At 69.6% G+C, this 16,440-nt stretch carries 16 protein-coding genes; 10 read left to right on the top strand and 6 right to left on the bottom strand.

Features of this window, described 5'->3' with window-relative positions; all coding sequences use genetic code 11:
* Positions 1-64: 64 nt before the first annotated feature.
* Both ACFXOM_RS34290 and ACFXOM_RS34285 read right to left on the bottom strand, forming a co-directional pair.
* Positions 65-502: a hypothetical protein gene (locus tag ACFXOM_RS34290; protein WP_384949145.1), complete on the bottom strand. Its 438-nt coding sequence runs from the start codon at positions 500-502 to the stop codon at positions 65-67.
* A complete protein-coding gene (locus tag ACFXOM_RS34285; protein ID WP_384936557.1) occupies positions 495-992 on the bottom strand; it encodes a SigE family RNA polymerase sigma factor in 498 nt (165 codons plus the stop codon). Before ACFXOM_RS34285 ends, ACFXOM_RS34290 begins: the two co-directional genes overlap by 8 nt.
* Before the next feature lie 778 nt (positions 993-1,770).
* On the opposite strand from ACFXOM_RS34285, the gene ACFXOM_RS34280 reads away from it, so the two are divergent.
* Positions 1,771-1,983, top strand: a complete 213-nt coding sequence (locus ACFXOM_RS34280; RefSeq protein ID WP_384949148.1) for a hypothetical protein — start codon at positions 1,771-1,773, stop codon at positions 1,981-1,983.
* A 253-nt stretch (positions 1,984-2,236) separates the two neighbouring features.
* Here the strand turns inward: ACFXOM_RS34280 and ACFXOM_RS34275 are convergent, their stop codons facing one another.
* Complete coding sequence (locus tag ACFXOM_RS34275; RefSeq protein ID WP_384949151.1) at positions 2,237-3,193, bottom strand: LysR substrate-binding domain-containing protein; 957 nt, start codon at positions 3,191-3,193, stop codon at positions 2,237-2,239.
* Between the two features lie 104 nt (positions 3,194-3,297).
* Between ACFXOM_RS34275 and ACFXOM_RS34270 the strand changes: the two genes are divergently transcribed.
* From ACFXOM_RS34270 to ACFXOM_RS34250, 5 genes are all read left to right on the top strand, one after another.
* A complete protein-coding gene (locus ACFXOM_RS34270; protein WP_384936549.1) occupies positions 3,298-3,705 on the top strand; it encodes a DUF4345 domain-containing protein in 408 nt (135 codons plus the stop codon).
* A 437-nt stretch (positions 3,706-4,142) separates the two neighbouring features.
* The gene (locus ACFXOM_RS34265) at positions 4,143-4,730 is read left to right on the top strand and encodes a flavodoxin family protein (protein ID WP_384936545.1); all 588 of its coding nucleotides are present in this window, start codon (positions 4,143-4,145) and stop codon (positions 4,728-4,730) included.
* A gap of 660 nt (positions 4,731-5,390) precedes the next feature.
* Positions 5,391-5,636, top strand: coding sequence for a hypothetical protein (locus ACFXOM_RS34260; RefSeq protein ID WP_384949262.1), 246 nt, complete (start codon positions 5,391-5,393; stop codon positions 5,634-5,636).
* 376 nt (positions 5,637-6,012) lie between these two features.
* Positions 6,013-6,579: a transposase gene (locus ACFXOM_RS34255; RefSeq protein ID WP_384936539.1), complete on the top strand. Its 567-nt coding sequence runs from the start codon at positions 6,013-6,015 to the stop codon at positions 6,577-6,579.
* A gap of 405 nt (positions 6,580-6,984) precedes the next feature.
* Positions 6,985-7,530, top strand: coding sequence for a hypothetical protein (locus tag ACFXOM_RS34250; RefSeq protein ID WP_384936536.1), 546 nt, complete (start codon positions 6,985-6,987; stop codon positions 7,528-7,530).
* A 997-nt stretch (positions 7,531-8,527) separates the two neighbouring features.
* Here ACFXOM_RS34250 and ACFXOM_RS34245 read toward each other — a convergent pair.
* Entirely contained in the window at positions 8,528-9,475 is a 948-nt protein-coding gene (locus ACFXOM_RS34245) for a lytic polysaccharide monooxygenase (RefSeq protein ID WP_385041344.1), read from the bottom strand.
* A gap of 429 nt (positions 9,476-9,904) precedes the next feature.
* Positions 9,905-11,530, bottom strand: coding sequence for a glycoside hydrolase (locus tag ACFXOM_RS34240; protein ID WP_385041342.1), 1,626 nt, complete (start codon positions 11,528-11,530; stop codon positions 9,905-9,907).
* Positions 11,531-11,691: 161 nt separating this feature from the next.
* Here ACFXOM_RS34240 and ACFXOM_RS34235 point away from each other — a divergent pair, with 161 nt between their 5' ends.
* Entirely contained in the window at positions 11,692-12,024 is a 333-nt protein-coding gene (locus tag ACFXOM_RS34235; RefSeq protein WP_384949267.1) for a hypothetical protein, read from the top strand.
* A gap of 76 nt (positions 12,025-12,100) precedes the next feature.
* Positions 12,101-12,304 (top strand): hypothetical protein, encoded by a 204-nt coding sequence (locus ACFXOM_RS34230; protein ID WP_384936527.1) that lies wholly within the window; start codon positions 12,101-12,103, stop codon positions 12,302-12,304.
* Positions 12,305-12,765: 461 nt separating this feature from the next.
* On the opposite strand, the gene ACFXOM_RS34225 is transcribed toward ACFXOM_RS34230, so the two are convergent.
* Positions 12,766-13,338 (bottom strand): TetR/AcrR family transcriptional regulator, encoded by a 573-nt coding sequence (locus ACFXOM_RS34225; protein ID WP_384949269.1) that lies wholly within the window; start codon positions 13,336-13,338, stop codon positions 12,766-12,768.
* A 113-nt stretch (positions 13,339-13,451) separates the two neighbouring features.
* Here ACFXOM_RS34225 and ACFXOM_RS34220 point away from each other — a divergent pair, with 113 nt between their 5' ends.
* On the top strand, positions 13,452-14,621 hold the full coding sequence (locus ACFXOM_RS34220) for an agmatine deiminase family protein (protein WP_385041339.1): 1,170 nt from the start codon (positions 13,452-13,454) through the stop codon (positions 14,619-14,621).
* Positions 14,622-14,935: 314 nt separating this feature from the next.
* The gene (locus ACFXOM_RS34215) at positions 14,936-16,099 is read left to right on the top strand and encodes a nucleoside hydrolase (RefSeq protein WP_385041336.1); all 1,164 of its coding nucleotides are present in this window, start codon (positions 14,936-14,938) and stop codon (positions 16,097-16,099) included.
* Positions 16,100-16,440 lie beyond the last annotated feature (341 nt).

Here is a 16,440-nt window from a genome sequence, read left to right as displayed (position 1 = left end):
GTGGGGAGGCGTGCGGCACCGCCGAAGGGCGGCTCGCCGGGTCACTCGGTGGGTCGTTGTCCGATCAGCGCGGGGACGTGCTCGTCCCATCTGTCGAGCGGCGTGTCGGGGTGACGGCCGGGTCGCTCGACGTGCCGGGGACGCTCGACGTGGCGGACGGCCTCGTGGCGCCGTCGTCGGGGAAGGTGGGGAAGGCGGTCGACGGCGGGCGGGGCGTCCGTGCGGGCGCCGTTTCGCTGCCGGTCGGACTGCCGGACGGGCTGGTCGCCGGGCTGGTCGCCGGGGTGGCGGGCGGGCGCTCGCCCGGCAAGAGGACGGCCGTGGCGGCGCCGCCACCGGCAAGCGCCAGACACGCCCCGGCTGCCAGCGCGGCGACCCGGCGGCGGTGCGCCCTCCTGCCGCGCTCGACGATCCGCCCGACCGGAGGCGCTTCGGCGCGAGCTCGTCCCGAGGCGGCCGCTTCGCTGAACAGGGACCGCAGGGGGTCATGGGGATCAGGCATCGGGGGCCTCCTCAATGCGCGGGTCCTGGAGGTGCTCCGCGAGTGCGTTCCGTCCGCGGACCAGGTGGGTCTTGACGGTGCTGGCGGACAGACCGGTTTCCCCCGCGATCTGTTCGACGGTGAGGTCACACACGTAGTGCAGCGTCATCGTCCGGCGCTGCTGCACCGGTAGCCGGCGCAGCGCCTCGACCAGAGCCACCTGCTCCGGCCCCGGTCCCTCCACGTGCGGCGGGGCCCCGCTGCGCTTCCAGGCATGGGCGGTGCGCCGCCGGAACCGCCATCTGCTCACGGCCAGGCGCCAGGCGACCGTACGGATCCATGCCTCGGGCCGGCCGTCGCGGTCGAGGTGCCGCCGCTGGTTCCAGCCCTTGACGAACGCCTCCTGAACGACGTCCTGTGCCTCGTGCAAGTCCCCGAGCATGACGTACAACTGCCCCGTAAGACGCGTCACGGCCTGGGCGTAGAACTCTTCGAACTCCTCGACGGTCAACAGCACTCCCGGATCTCTCGCTTCACCGGGCATACGCCCGGCACGGGGCATCCGGTCGACACCGGGCGCGAAGAGACAGCGTGATGGTCGTCACGCAACCAAGGAGGTCGGACACACGTCTTCCCCTGCCCGTTCAGCCCCACAGCCCAAGCCGACGGGGCCCGATGCGCCGGAGTGGACGGCCACCCCCGTGTCGTCTCCGATGCCTGCCGCCCGGCCATCCGTCGCCGACTCGGACACGTTGTGTGCGGGGGCTGGGGAAGGATGCCCCGCCGGTGCACAGCGGCGCCGTGGGAGCGATCACGACGAGGGACTTCGAGACGGGCCGCGGTGCCCCTGGAGGAAGGCCCCGCGCCCCGGTGACGGACCGTCCGGCGGCGGCTCACCTGCGGCGGGCAGGTCGCCCCGGGGTGTGGCACGGGCCCGTCGCCGGTGGCTCGCCTCCCCCACGCACCCGGGCGAGCGCTCGACGTGACGGTGCACCACCCGGTCGGAATGACCCGCAGACGGGCGGGTAGCCGGATTCCCACGAGACGCAGGGAGGTGCGGAAGCCCGTCGGTGACGGCGCGTCGCCTGCGGTGCCACCGGCACCGCAGGGCGCGGGTCCGGTGCGGGGCGCCCGGTGCCGCCGCACCTGTGCCGGGAGTTCCTCTCGGCCGCGGGCGGGCGTTCCCCGGGGAGTCGGCGCCCACGGGCGCGGGGCGACACGGCGGCCGGGGAACCACCTCGCTCACAGGCCGTCCGGACAACGCGTCCGGGCGAGAGGAGGCCGTTGACGTGCTGTTCGCTTCGTTGCTCATACCGCCCGCCCTGCTGGGAGCCGTGCTCGCGCTGGGACGGTACGAGGAATCCGTGCTCGGTGCCGGTGGTCAGGCCGATCCTCCGGCGCCGGGACGCCGTCTGCGCGTCGTGCCGGACCTCGTCCCGGCTGACGGGCGGATCGTTCCGGCGCCGTCGGACGAACGGCCGGACCCGCCCCGAGCGGCCTGAGCCGCGGCCCGGCTGGGACGGACCGAACGTCGCAGATCGGCCGTGGCGCGTGTTTCCCCCACCGGGGTGAGGACGCCCGACCCGGTAACGCGTGACTGACCACCGAGCCGCGCCCGCGCAAGCCCCAGGGAACAAGTGCGCCGGCAACAAGGCCAGTTCACGGAGCCCGACGGGTGCCCGCGAGTCACCCCACTCTCGCTGGCCGCAACCCACCGGTGGATGGCGGCCGGACTGCGTCCTCAGCCCACGACGGTCAGGTCCCCGCTGCGAAACCCGTGTGCCACCAACGGGGATCAGGAACACCGCGCAGTGCTGCGGCGATGTCGGCGGCGGCGCGGCGCAGCGCCACCACCACAGGGGTATCGCGGCGCGCGGTGGTCCAGGCGAGCACCGCCGCGCACGGTGGGGCGTCGGACACGTCGACGTAGCGGATGCCCGGCCGCGGGAACAGCTCCCGGCAGGCCGCCGACACGAAACGCATGCCGTGCCCCCGGCTCACGGCCGAGACGCTCGACTCGAAGGTGGTGGCGGTGTGGGTGCTGTAGGAGACAGACGTCCCGTCGGGACGTGGATCGGCCGCCCAGAAGTCGCGCCACTCCCGGTGCACGGTCGGTGCGAGCCCCACGACGGGCGTCCCCGCGAGCTCCGCCAGTGACACCGACGCGCGGTCGGCGAGCGGGTGGCCCTCGGGCAGGCAGGCCACCTGCGGCTCGCTCGCCAGACGCAGGGTTTGGATGCCGGCGGGCACGGGTGCGTAGCAGAGCACGGCGTCGGCGCTGCCGTCCAGCAGTGCGGAGGTCTGGGCGACGAAGTCCACCTCGCGCACATCCACTTCGAGCCGGGGGTGCCGCCGCTGCAGCAACGCGACGAGCTCCGTCACCACGGGAAGTGCGGTGATGTACGACCCGAGCACGAGACGGCCCGCAACCGTGCGGACTTCCTCGGCGACGGAGCAACGCAGCGCGTCCGCGGCCTCCGTCAGGGCCCGCATCGCCGGCAGCAGGTCCCGTCCCGCCGCAGTGAGCTCGACGCGCCTGGTGGACCGCTCGACGAGCGCGATGCCGAGGTGCTCCTCGAGCCGTCTGATCTGGCGGCTGAACGCGGGTTGACTGATGTAGACGCGCCGTGCCGCACGGCCGAAGTGCAACTCCTCTGCCAGCACCAGGAAGAGCCTCACCTGGTGGATGCTCGGATCGGACGACTGGTCCATGCACACCACGGTATCAATAGGGTCCGCACCTGCATCAGACAAACCTTCCGACGAGCCCCGGGCCGGCCCAGGATGGACACGAGAGCCGTCCGGAGGAGTCGAACATGTCGTCACGTCGTACGTTCCAGGGCGTTCTGGCGCTGCTCGGGGTGGTCGTGCTGTGCACGGGTGCGCCGGACGTTGTCGCCGGGCCGGCCGCTCTGCCGGGAGACCTGGACGTGAGCACCACGCTGGACAGCAACTACCGCTTCTTCGCAGGGGTGTGGTGCGCGTTGGGAATCGCCCTGCTGGCTGCCGCACGGCAGCCGGAAGGACACGGCGCGCTCGTGCGGGTCGTCTTCGGTGCGGTGTTCCTGGGCGGATCGACGCGCGCGGTCTCCTACTTCGCGGTCGGTGCGCCACACGCCGTGTACGCCTCGTTCATCGCGGTGGAGCTGATCCTTCCTCCGGCGCTGATGCTCTGGTACGGCCGCGTGGTGAAGCGGGAGAGCCGCACCGCCCCTCCCGCGTAGCGGCGCGTGGGGCCGGCGGGGGTTACGGGGGTGCCCCCGCCGGCTTCGTGCCGCCACGTCAACGAGCAGAGGCGCGCCCTGTCCAGTCGGGCGTGAGCCCCTGCGGCCCGGCCCGCAGGGGCACGTCGTCGCGTTCGAAACCCTCATGGTGCCTGCGTACGGCATACGGCCCCGGCGCGAGGCGTGCGCCCATCGGAGCCACCGTGACGTGAGCCGATGCATCGCCTGCGGACCCGGAGTCCGTGCCCGTGCGCGCCGTCCACTGCGCTCGATCGTGGCGGTCTGACCCGTCGGCCACTCCTTCTGCATCGGTTTCCCGACGTTAGCGCTAGTGAATAGTTTGCGCTTTCCAGCAGTTAGTGTAAGTGTGGTGGCCGTCGCCTCATCAGGGGTGACAGCGAACCCGCAGCCCTGTCCTGCGCCGTGAGGAGAAGTCCATGACCACGCCTGTCGTCTCGATCGCCTACCACTCCGGGTACGGGCACACGACCGTTCTCGCCGAAGCCGTGAAGACCGGGGCCGCGCTCGGCGGTGCGGACGTCCACCTGATCAAGGTCGACGAGATCACCGATGCCGACTGGGAGTTGCTCGACCGGTCGGACGCGATCGTCTTCGGGTCCCCCACGTACATGGGCACCGCTTCGGGCGCGTTCCACGTATTCGCCGAGGCAAGTTCCAAGCGTTGGTTCTCGGACGCCTGGCACGGGAAGCTCGCCGCCGGCTTCAGCAATTCCGGGTCCAAGAGCGGTGACAAGCTGCACACCCTGCAGTTCTTCCAGATCCTCGCCGCCCAGCACGGCATGCACTGGGTCAACCTCGGTCTCAAGCCCGGCTGGAACTCCACCGGGGGTTCCGAGAACGACCTCAACCGCCTCGGGTTCTTCCTCGGTGCCGGTGCCCAGACCAATGCCGACGAGGGGCCGGAGGGTGTGCACAAGGCCGACGCCGCCACGGCGGAACACCTCGGGCGGCGCGTCGCCGAGACCGCGAAGATCTTCGCAGCGGGGCGCGCCGTCGCCGTCTGAGAGCGTCCCCGTCCCGACAGCCGTTCGCATCCGCACGCCCGTCCCGTGCGGGGCGGACAACGGGGTGCACGTGGGGCGTGGCCCGGCACTGGAACCAGTGCCGGGCCACGCCCTTTTCCGTCGTTGAGGTGCCCCCGTCGGTCGTCACGGTCCGCGCGTGCCTCGATCAGACACTGGTGTGTGGGGGAGACGGGTGGGTGTGGTGGGTTTTGTCAAGTCCCGATTGGTCGGTACGTGACGGTGGTGTGGGGGGTGGGGCGTACTGGGGGTGTGGTCCTCGTTGGAATGGGACGGGGGCTGGTGGGGAGGGCGGATGCCGTTGGTTGGGGTTCGTTCTTTCTGGTGGTCGGGTGTTTTCGTGTGGTGGTTGTCGGCTGGTGTTGGTGCTGGTTGGGGCTGCTGGTGGGGATGCCTGGTTGTGTGGCTGGATTTTCCGGGTGGAAGGTCCGTTATGGGATTGGGGTTTGGTTATGTCTCGTGTGGTTCTTTCTCGTGGTGTTGGTTTTGGTGGGGATTTTCGTCCGCGGCGTCGGGGTTTTCGTCTGGCGGTGATTTTCGCGTCGGTTGCGGTGGTGTCGTCGGTGGTGGCGTTGCCGGCGTCGGCGGCGGTGGTGTCGGCTCCGGTGGTGTCGGTTCCGGTGGGGGTGTCGTCGTTCGTGGGTGATGGTGGCGCTGGTGGTGCTGGTGGTGCCGGGGGGAGCAGTGTCTTCGGTGCGGGTGGTGCTGGTGGTGCGGGTGGCTCTGGTGGGGGGAGTGTGTTTGGTGTTGGTGGTGCTGGTGGTGCGGGTGGCTCTGGTGGGGGCAGTGTCTTTGGTGGTGGGGGCGGTGGCGGTGGCGGTGGTGGGGGTGGTGAGAGTGTCTTCGGTGGTGGTGGCAAGGGTGGTGTTGGTGGTGCTGGGGGTGTGAGTGTCTTTGGTGATGGCGGTAGTGGGGGTGGCGGTGGTGGGGGTGGTGACAGTGTGTTCGGTCCTGGTGGTGTGGGGGGTAATGGTGGCCGTGGTGGTGACAGCGTCTTCGGTGATGGTGGTGGGGGCGGGAAGGCTGGTGGGGGCGGGAGCAGTGTCTTCGGTCCGGGTGGTCTGGGCGGGGTTGGTGGTGCGGGTGGCATCAGCGTCTTCTGACCGGCCGCGGGTGTCATGACCTGTGGTGTCTGCTGGTGGGTCCCCGGTGGGTAAGGGGGCCCATCCCGCCGGGCCACCGGCCCGACCACGCGGGACACACCCCAACCCACTCTCACCGCGAACGTCGCGGCGACTCCTCGACTTGGAAACGGAGAACCCCCATGTCCAGAAACCTCTGGAAACGTCCCTTCGTCCTGCTGGTGGCCTCACTCGCGATCGCCTCAGGCGCCGCCTGTGCCGCCCACGCGTCGCCCAACGCCGCAACGGGTGCCACCCACCCCCCTTCCGTCGGTGACATGGCGGGCCGGTTCGCGGAATGCGGCAAGGGAGGGGACGGCGGTAAGGGAGGATCGCCTGGTCGGCCCGGTGAGCCGGGCAGACCCGGCCAGGCTGGTTGCCTCCAGCTCGACGACCTTCCGGGCATGCCGTCGGACTGCGGCAAGGTCGGCGCGGGCGGCAAGGGTGGTGAACCCGGTCAGGCGGGTGAGCCCGGTCAGCCGGGAACGCTGGGCTGCTTCCGACTGGGCGAGCTGCCGGACAAGGCCAAGGGCGATCTCACGGTCGTGGACAAGGTCAGGATCGTGCTGGCCGTCATGTCCGGTGACACGACGCGTGCGGAGGTGGCCAAGAAGTACCGGGTCTCGGAAGAGGTGATCGACGCCTGGAGGAAGCAATTCCTCGAGGGCGACTGGACCGCGCTGATGGCGAAGGACACCCTCGTCGGCTGACGGGCCGGGGGACGGTGAACGGTCGGTCGGCGTCAGGCCTCCGGTTCGGGCCCGAGGGTGAGTGGGGGTCGTGATGGAGCGGCCGTCTGCATCCCAGCAGGCGGCCGCTCCGGTGTACTGGCCGGTCTCCGGGGCGCCACGGTCGTGGAGGGGAAAGCCGCGCAGCGACGAGGGTCTTTTCCAGGGTCGCCAATTTCTCCTGGAATTCCTGAGGGGAATTCGGAATCGAGGCGAAACCCGCTTGGATTGATGTGGTAGCGGTGTAGGTCAAGCTCCGAATTGTCGGGAGTTTTGCGGGAGAGGTCGGTCAGGATTAATTCCGTAAAGGCATCCATGGGTTGCCCAGTCGGTGTCTCCATTGTTTCCCCCGGTCCGTGTGGGGAGATACACAGAAAGAGTGAATCTATGAGTACCATCTCTTGGAAAATGCGCATGGGGCTCGCGGCGTCGATCGTGCTGCTCGGCGGCGGCGTGACGGCTCCGGCGGCGATGGCGGCTCACGTGCCCCAGACCGGTGCCAGCCCCACACGAGTCCCCCATGAACTGCCCGCCGATCGAGATGGCGGCCTGCTCGGCAAGGTCAAGGTGGGCATGGACGGCAGCTTCCGAGTCGGGGACCGGGTGTGTGCGGGCAACTGCAACGGGTCGGTGAACGGGACCGACGGCTCCAAGGGAGGGGTCTGTGTCGGGCTCTGCAAGGGGAGCGCCAACGGAGGTGATGGTGCCGTCGGAGTCCCCGGGCGTGACGGCACGGACGGTGGTGCCGGCGGGATCTGCACCGGGATCTGCGATGAGAGCGCCAACGGAGGCAGGGGCGGTGACGGCGGTGTCGCGACCGAAGGCAGTGACGGTGGTACGGGAGGCAGGGGTGGTGCCGGCGGGATCTGCATCGGAATCGGCTGTCTCACGAGCGGACAGGGCGGTGATGGCGGTGATGGCGGTGACGGCTGACGTCCGTCCGTCGTGCAGGCGCGCTCCTGCCGCGGTTCTGTCGCAAGCCTGGCGAGGTTCCGTTCCGTCTCCGTCACTGACCCTGCTCCACGCGACGGTTCTCTCGCAGCCACGCACAGCGATGGAGCCGGCGGCCGACGATGCAACTCGGGAGGGAAGTGGTGTTGGTCGCCCCTGCACCGGCCCTGACGGTGGTTCAGCTGCACTGCTTCGTCCGGTTGCGCGCCGGACGGCGAGGGAGGGCGCCCCAGCACCGGCGGTCAAGTCGTCGTCCATCAGGCGCGGGAAGCGGAACCGAGAAGGACGCCCCACGTGTTGACCATGTACTCATCACCCATATGCTTGGCTGCGACCGGGCCGGCGCGCCCGTCCGGGACGCACCCGGAAGCGGGAGGCGTGCCCGCTGCTGCGTGTCAGGGCGGAAGACCTCGGCGATGTCACAGCGGCTCCTGGCCGCGTACGAGGAGAGCCGTCGGACGTGGTCAGCGTTCCTGATGGCGACGGGGCCGCCGCGTCCACCGCCCCCCTCTCCTCATGCGACGCGAGGGTATCGACGCCGGCAGCACGGGCCGACGCCGCCCACGGCACGGCGCACGCGCACCCCTCGTACCCCTTGGAGATCCGTCCATGACCACACCACCCCACCCGGCTCAGCCGAACCCACTGCAGGGCAACCCCTACGGCCCGTCGGCCGCTGCGTACCCGGAGGGCCAGTCGTACCCGTCCACTGCGTAGCCATCGGGCCAGTCGGTCAGCCGTACCCACCCACCGGCCACGCCCCGGGCGGCCACTACCCCAACCTGCCCGCCCGTTCGCGCGCGTTACCGCCCCGTGCGCTCCATGACGACCGCCGGCCCCCGACGCGGCCGGTGGTGCTGCCGAGGGGTCGGCGCTGCACCTGCCGCCGGAACGGAGACTCGACGCCGGCGTCGTCGCGAGACAGGTCACACGCTTCGAGTGCCCGCAGGCGTCCCGGGGCGTGAACGAGACACCGCCGTCACGGTCGTCGATGCCGCTGGCCGTGGTGCACGCGAGCCGGGCGCCGGCGGCGGCGCACGAAGACGACCGCGGCGCCTGCGACGGTCAGGGCCGCTGCCGCGGCCGTGGCCGTGATCGGAAAACCAGCCGGGGCGGTCGACGCGGCCGTGGACGTGGCCGCCGCCCCGGCCGGGTGCGAGGGGGACCGTGGCGCGGGCCGTTCGGGAACCGTGTCCCGGGCGCTCCTTGCCGGGCCTCCTTCGGGCGCCGGGCTGTTGCCCGAAGTGCCCTCCTCGGGCCGGGCCTTGTCGCCAGCAGCGGTATCGGCCCGGGTGAGGACGACGTCGGAGCAGGAGTAGTAGGTGTCCGGTGTTCCGGTGTTGCGCCAGATCGTGTACATCAGCTGTCGACCCGTGCGCCCGGCGGGGAGTTCGCCCCGGAGACGGTAGGCCCCGTTGCGGAGCGCGGGATCCTTTACCGTGAGGAACGGCTCGTCCTCCAGGTCGGCCCAGCTCAACGGAGCGCGCGGATCGTAGCCCTCCTTGGTGAGGTACACGCTGAAGGTGCCCCGGTGCGGGATGGTCGACGTGTAGGTCAGCGTGAAGTCCGCGCCGGCTGTGAGCGCGGTGGCGGGCCAGTCGTCGCGAGCCAGATCGAGTCCCTTGTAGGTGTCCAGGCCCCCGCTGCACAGCTTGCCGTCAGGGATCTTCTGACGATCCCGGCCCGCGACACCCGACACCCGCAGGTTGTCCCATTCCTCGAACGCCGTGGACCCGCCCGCCTTGACCGCCGCGGTACAGGCGGCCGACCCCGAACGGTTGCCCTGCGGACCGCACGCGACGGCTCGGCTGACCGGGTCGGTCGGTGCGCCGTGCGCCCCGGCCGGTCCTGCGGCGATCGCGAGGAGGATCAGCTGGGCACTCCCGACGAGCATGGCCCTAGACACGAAGGAGCGTAGGTTCGACATCCCTGTGCAGACCTCCCTGGTCGCGGAGGGCGGCCATCCCGCCTCGCCCATCCATACGGTTCAGGGGCGGGGGGATGTTCAGCCGAGGGGCGATCCATGCCTGGGTACGGACCGGCGAGCGGACGGGGACCGGCCCCGGGAAGGTGGCGGAATCACGACGCGCGGGTCGCACACGCTGCGGCCGAGGATGACCCTGGCCCACGGTGTGTGACGCGCCGCCCCATGTCGGTCGCGGGCACCTGCCGGTCAGCACCTCCGTTCGCTCGGTCCCGGACGCTCCCGTCCTCCCGGCGGTCACGCCCGCCGTCAGCACGGGTGAGGACTCTTGGAGCCGTCGGTTGCACGACGGCGCGGTATGCGGGTGTTGTCGGATGCGCCTCTCCCGACCGCTGCCACCGAGTGGTGCTGTTCGAGCCGGCGCCGGTGGCGTCAGCCGCTCAGCCGGGCCGGGCAGAGGCGTCGGGGCTGTGCGTCGTTGCGTAGTTGGGCGTCGACGCATTGGGCCGGCAGACCGTCATGGGTCGTCGTGCCGAAGTTCGCGGTGACGGTCAGTGCGCCGCCGCCGAAGACGGTGCGTTGGACGTCGCGGTCAGCGGTCAGCCACGCGAACGAGGTCATCCGCTGCGTACCCGCTGCCCGGTGCAACGGCGAGAAGTAGGTTTGCAGGGCCGCGAGTTCTGCACCGTTTTGCTCCAACGTCGGACCGTCGAGCACGTAGTTGAGCGGTGTGTTGTAGAGCATCGCGAGCAGTGACCGGGTGGTTTTCTGCTCCGGTAGCTTGTCGTACGAGAGCTCCCAGCGCTCGGCGTTGACGAGCGATTCGTGCAACGCCGTCTCGTACAGAGGGATGCGGTACCTCGGGTCGTACATGGCGGTGGCGAGTTCCTCCGGAAGGCTGACCGGTTGGAAGAACGCGCCGGGAGCCTTCGCCGGATAGTAGCCGCCCCACTGCTCCTTGTCCCGCTCCAGCTTCCACAGGCCGTCGGCTACCGGGGTGCCGGAGCCGTGGTTGAACGCCAGCACCCCGTTCGCCCACGACTGTGCGGATTCCGAACCGAGGACGAGGTCCTTCGACAGCCGTCCCATCCGGGCCAGCCGCATGTCGCGGTCCTCGGCCTTCGTCATCTCGTGGCCCTCGCCGTGGTCGCGGAACACCTCGCCCGTCGCGTCCACGTCCAGGAAGTAGCTGTCGGCACCGTTGGCGACCATGGAGCGGGTGCGGTCGGCGAGATAGTGCTCGCGCGGCTCGGCCTTCTCGAAGGCGCGCGAGCTCAAGTAGCAGCCCCGACCGCCGAAACCCGTCTCCGCGGTGCCGTCCGCCTTCCGGACGCAGAAATCCGGGTAGACCCGGTCGGGCCACACCGAGGTGGGGCTGTCGGCCTTCCGCGGGTCCTGGCCGTTGGCGAAGGTGTCGTACGGGCCGACGAGGTAGCCCGCCTGCCCGGCCGCCCGCACCGCCTGCGCACTCATCGGGTCGGGGCCCGAGTCGTAGCCAAGCCACATCCGGTCGACACCCAACTGCTTCAGCTTCCGGACGCCGGTGGCAGTGCGCGCGTCCCCCCACACGTAGGCGTGGAACGCCCCCAGGAGCTTGTCTGCCGCCGGGTTCCGTGCGATCTTCTCGCGCAGACTGCCGAGTTGCCCGCGTTCGGCGAGGTAGGAACGGAAGTCGGCCGCAGGGGCGACCGGGTCGCCGTCCGTGAGGGAGAAGGAGACTTCGTAGTCGCGGGTGCCCTCACCCGCGTCGAAGGTGTGCGAGGCGGTGGCCCGCAGACTGCCTCCGACCGAGGCGAAGGTGAGCGAAGTACCGATGTCGGTGGGCGTGAGATAGCTGACGCCCTGCCGCCCCATGGTGTACCCCCACAGGGGGAGGGACAACTCGGAGCCCACGTCCACGGTCGCACCCGCGAGGCCGCCCTTCTCGGGCGCGGAGTTCCAGAACCGGTCCCGCACCGGGACGTCCAAGCCTTCTCCGCGGGGTAATTGGACGGCCGTCGAGCCGGTGTCGGTGCCGGTGACGGGCCAGTGGACCGCCTGGTCCAGGGTCGACCGCATCGTGATCCGGAGGCGTCCGTGTTTCGCGGCCGCCGTCACGCTGAGGCCCTTGCCGGGATAGGTCCAACGGGCCTGGTGACCCGTACGGACGACCGGGTGCTCCCAGGCCCTCCTCCGTCGGCGCGGAGAGCACCACCCGCCGCCCACCGTCCGTCCGGGCCGTGACCCCCAGTGCCACCGGGTCGACGGTGGCGGTGCCGCCGGCGACGGGCAGGTCGACCGTGCTGCCCTCCGCCGTGCCCGCCGCGGCGCTGCTGCAGCCGGTCACGCCCATGGTGGTCGCCGTGAGGGCGATGGCGACGGCGAGGGTGAGCCCGGGGCGCCGTGCGCTGTTCCAAAGATCGATCGTCATGGGGGAGTGGATAGTCGTCACCCATAAGAGAGTTCTAAGAGACGTGCGGGCCGGAGCCGGTCGGCGGGGCCCGGCCCTGGTCCGACGGCCTTCCGTCGGGTACGAGATCATCGGGACCCCACTCGCAGCTCTGACTGCGTAGACCCCGCTGTCACCCGATCGTGCAGCAGTCCCCTCCGATCGTGGATAGGCTGCGTGGGGAGCCTTGAGGGAGTGCCATGGCAAAGGTCACCATCAGCCTGGACAGCGACCTGGCCATCGACGCCATGTTGCTGGCCGGTACCAGAAGCCCGCAGGACGCAGTCGAGTTGATCGTCCGGGACTACCTGGCACGGGGCCACCGCACCGAGGCTCGCACCGGCAACGCCGCCGACCGGGATCGCCTCGCCGACCGGCGATCAGCGCCCGAAGAAGGCCGATAGGTACTTCCAGCTGATCGTTTCGCCATGAGACCGGTGCGCCGGATTGGCAGTGGGGCGTTCCAGCGGCCTGGCGGTGTCTGACGATCTCGCTCCCGCTCCTGATGACCTGTGGGAGAGCATTGCCCTGCGGCTCCCGGCGCGCGCGCCACGGCGGCACCGATGCGCCGGCTGGTTGCCGGCAGATGACCGGGTGCCTGCAGGAAGACACCGCCACGGCTCCGACATGGGCAGAGCCCGGAGGTTCGTGGAGCGCATGTTCGTTCGGTTGCACGGGTTCACACGGTTACCTGTCCACCACGAGGTACGCGCCGACCATCACCCCCGCCTACGGCAGCTCGCCCGCAGCAACGCCTGCTCGAGACGCCCATGAACCTCCTCTGAAGTGATCGGTAACAGGGTGGTCCGTGCGGTGACGCCCTGTTGTGGACGAGGTCGGGGTGAGGGTCGTGCCGGTGGCCGGGTCATGGGCCGAGTTCCGCGATGATGGCACCGCGCAGGAGGTGGCGGGCGCGGTCGAGGGTGAGGGTGTCACTGAGCCAGCGTTTGCTGAGCCCCTCGACGAGGGCGGTGAGCCGGTCTGCGGCGTCTTCCGGTGAGATGTCAGGTGATGCGCGGCCTGTTTGCTGGGCGCGGTGGATGAGGCCGCGGGTGTAGTCGTTCCAGCCGTCAGTGGTGGTGCGGAGCTGATCGCGCAGTTCGGGTTGGAAGACGGCGGAGGAGCGCAGTTCGCCCCAAGCGGTGCTGTTCTCGACGACGGCGGGGGTGTCCTGTAGTTCGAGGAGCAACATCTCTTCCAGGTGGCCGCGGGGATCGGTGGCGGGATCGGTGGCGGGGTGGGTGTAGTGCTCGGCGCGGGTGTTGATGAAGTCGAGGGTGCCGGCGAGCAGGCCGGCCCGATCGCGGAAGTGGTAGTAGATCAGCGAGGTCGACACGCCGGCCTCCTCGGCCAACTCCTCGACTCGCAGGCCTCTGATGCCGCGCTGCGCGATGACGCGGGCGGCGGCTTCCAGGATGGCGGTGCGGCGGGCGGACACGGGTTTCGGCTCCCCCTCGAAGCGTTCCGGGCGGTGACGGTCGCAATGCTACCGTTCTTCCTGACTGAAATTTCAGTCAGGAATTGTCTGCGTGCAGGAAGGGGAGTCTCGTCATGAGGAGACCGGACCGCCGAGGTGTGCTGGGAGGCGGCGTGGCAGCCGTGCTCGCCGCCGCAGGGTTGACAGCGTGTGCCCAGGGGCAGGAACAGCGGGCGGAGGGCTCGTCGGTGGGGACAGGGCAGACCCCGGTGCCCAGCGGAGAACGGGTGGCATGGTTCATGCCTGCGGAGATATGTGAGCACGTCCGCACGTTCATGTCCTGGCCGCCGCTCGACTCGGTCTGGGAGGACATGGCGGGAGACGTCCAGCGTGACATCGCGGGCATCGCCCGGGCGCTGGCCGAGTACGAGCCCGTGGTCATCCTGGCCGCCCCTGAGGAGGTCAAGGCCGCCCGCCGGGCCTGTGGTTCAGGAGTCGACGTGATCGCCGTGCCCACCGACGATCTGTGGATGCGCGACAGCGGCCCGACCTTCGTCCAGGGCGCGGAGGGCATCGAGGGCATCGACTTGCACTTCAACGGCTGGGGCGGCAAGCAGGAACACGAGTACGACGCGAAGGTCGCCCGCGCCGTCCTGGAGTACGCAGGTGTCACCCGCGTCGACGCGCCCCTGGTAGGGGAGGGCGGCTCGTTGGAGGTGGACGGGCAGGGCACCCTCCTGGTCACCGAGAGCTCGCTGGTCAACCCCGACCGCAACCCCGACCTGAGTCGGGACGAGGTCGAGAACGCTCTCAAGCGCCTGGTCGGCGCCGACAAGGTGATCTGGTTCAAGGGCGTCAAAGGCCAGGACATCACCGACTGCCACGTCGACTCCCTGGCCCGCTTCGGCGAGAACGGCGTGGTCCTGCTCAGCCGCGCCTGGGACGGTGCGGGACCCGACGTGTGGACCCGCGCCTACGATCAGGCCCGCCGTGTCCTGGAGAACGCGACCGATGCCCGGGGAAGGAAGTTCGAGGTCATCGACCTTCCCGAGCCCGACCCCGCCAGGCTCGGCCGCCGCGGGGAGGACTTCCTCTGTTCCTACGTCAACTACTACATCGCCAACGGCGCCGTCCTCATACCCCGCTTCGGTGACCGCAGGGCCGACCAGCAAGCCGCCGCCGTCATCGGTGACCTCTACCCCGACCGGGAGATCGTCCCATTGGAGATCCACGCCATCGCCGAAGGCGGCGGTGGCATCCACTGCGCCACCCAGCAACAACCAAAAGCCCGAGAAGAGCAATAGTTCGTGAAGCTGTCCATTTCCCGGCGAGGTTGAGGCGGGGGCGCAGGTTGCGGGGCTCCGCGCGGCGACTGCTTCCCGGAGAATCCGAATCGGTGCTGGATTGCGTCTGGTTCAGCAACGGGATGGAAGATCACCACGGAGAGCGTTGATAAGCCCGGTATGCCGGCTCAGGGTGAACATAGCGATGTTGATCGTGTCGACTCGGCGGATCATTGAGGACGCCCTCTACGGTGTCGCTGCCAGGTCGGCTGTTGCAGCAACGATCCCGATCGATGACAGCTACCCGAATCCCCTAGTCAGTGAAATGAGCCATAGTGAGACGACACTACTGGACTGCGGTGAGGAAACTCATCGCGAGCAGCGTCGGGCTACTCGTGTCCGTGGTGCTGTGCAGCAACGTGAGCGTGGCCCAGACGGCTGCCCGCTCTCCCCTGTACGCGCCATCGGATGCCGTCGACCCCTTCGTCCAGGGGAAGGAGGAATCCTTCCCCTCCGGCAACCGGAGGGAGCCGGTCATCCTGTCCACCGATTTGGCGATGGGATTGACCACGGGTAATCGCAACGGAATCGCCACCTCGGTTCCCGACATCGACGACGCGTACGCATTCGCCCTTGCCGTCGCACAGCGTGTCGACCTTCGGGGCGTCGTCGTGACGATGGGGAACTCGCTGGTCAAACCCTCGATGGTCACCGCACGAGCCACCAGGAGGGCGCTCCGTTCCCGGGTTCCCGTGGTCCAGGGGGCGGACGTCTGGCTGCCGGTCCTTCGCCAAGAAGACACCGGTGGGGCGGACCTCACTGACAGTTGCGTCAACGACGGTGTCCGATTCATGGTCGATCAACTGCGTCGAACGCGGGGGTTGACCATCCTCGCCATCGGACCGCTGACTGACGTGGCCTGCCTCGCCATGAACTACCCCGCGGAAGCTGCACGCATCAAACGGGTCGTCGCGCTGGTCGGCAGCAAGCCGACAACACCGCTGGAACTGTACGGTCATCCCGCGGTGGACTTCAACTACATCATGGATCCGCGCGCGGAGGCGATCGTACTCGAACAAACCTCGATCCCGTTCACCGCCATCAACTTCGAGCTGTCGTCCCTCGCTCCGATCCCACTCGACCGGTTGCGCGAGATGGCCACCGATCCGGACCCGCTCGCGCGTTACTTCGGGCGGTCTTCACGGCCGCTTGTGGACGAGGTGGCGGCGAACGCTTTCCCGGCCAAGCCCATTTTCGACGCGGCCGTCGTATGGCACCTCATCCGCCCCGAGAGCCACGTCTGCCAACAGGTCGGCTTCCGCCTGAAAACCGGGTCACCGGCGATCACTCAGGCCGTCGACGACAACGTCACCGACTGGTTCTCCTCTGAATTCACCAACACCCGGCAGGTCACCGCATGCACGGGCTTCACGAGTGCACAGGCCGAAGCGGAATACCAACACGCCATCCTGGCAGCCGTTCACGGAACGGGGCGCTGACAGGGAGCCTCGCCGATCACGTCCGAGTGGGCTGTCCGTGCTGATCCGCGGACCGGTGACCGCCCGCGAGGGCGGGCAGCCGAGGGCCGGCGTCCCTGCATCTCGGCCGCTGCTGTCCGGCTCCTGAGAGCTCATGGCCGCAGAACGTGCGGACAGTTGCCACAGCAGCGGCATCCCTGGTTCGCCCAGCAGGTAGACGTGCTTGACGAGGCGGGCGCGCATCCCTCGGCGGCCGCCGTCCGGTCGACTGTCCGAAGGTGTGGGCCGAGGGGGGGGGGGGGGGGGGAGAACCGGGAGAGGTGGCCGTAGAGTGAGATGGGGGGGGGCAGTGGTTCTTCCCT

Origin of the sequence: Streptomyces sp. NPDC059169 (assembly GCF_042755225.1) — a bacterium.
Classification (GTDB): Bacteria; Actinomycetota; Actinomycetes; order Streptomycetales; family Streptomycetaceae; genus Streptomyces.
Note: the sequence above shows the minus strand (reverse complement) of the source record. Positions and strands in the feature narration are given on the sequence as shown.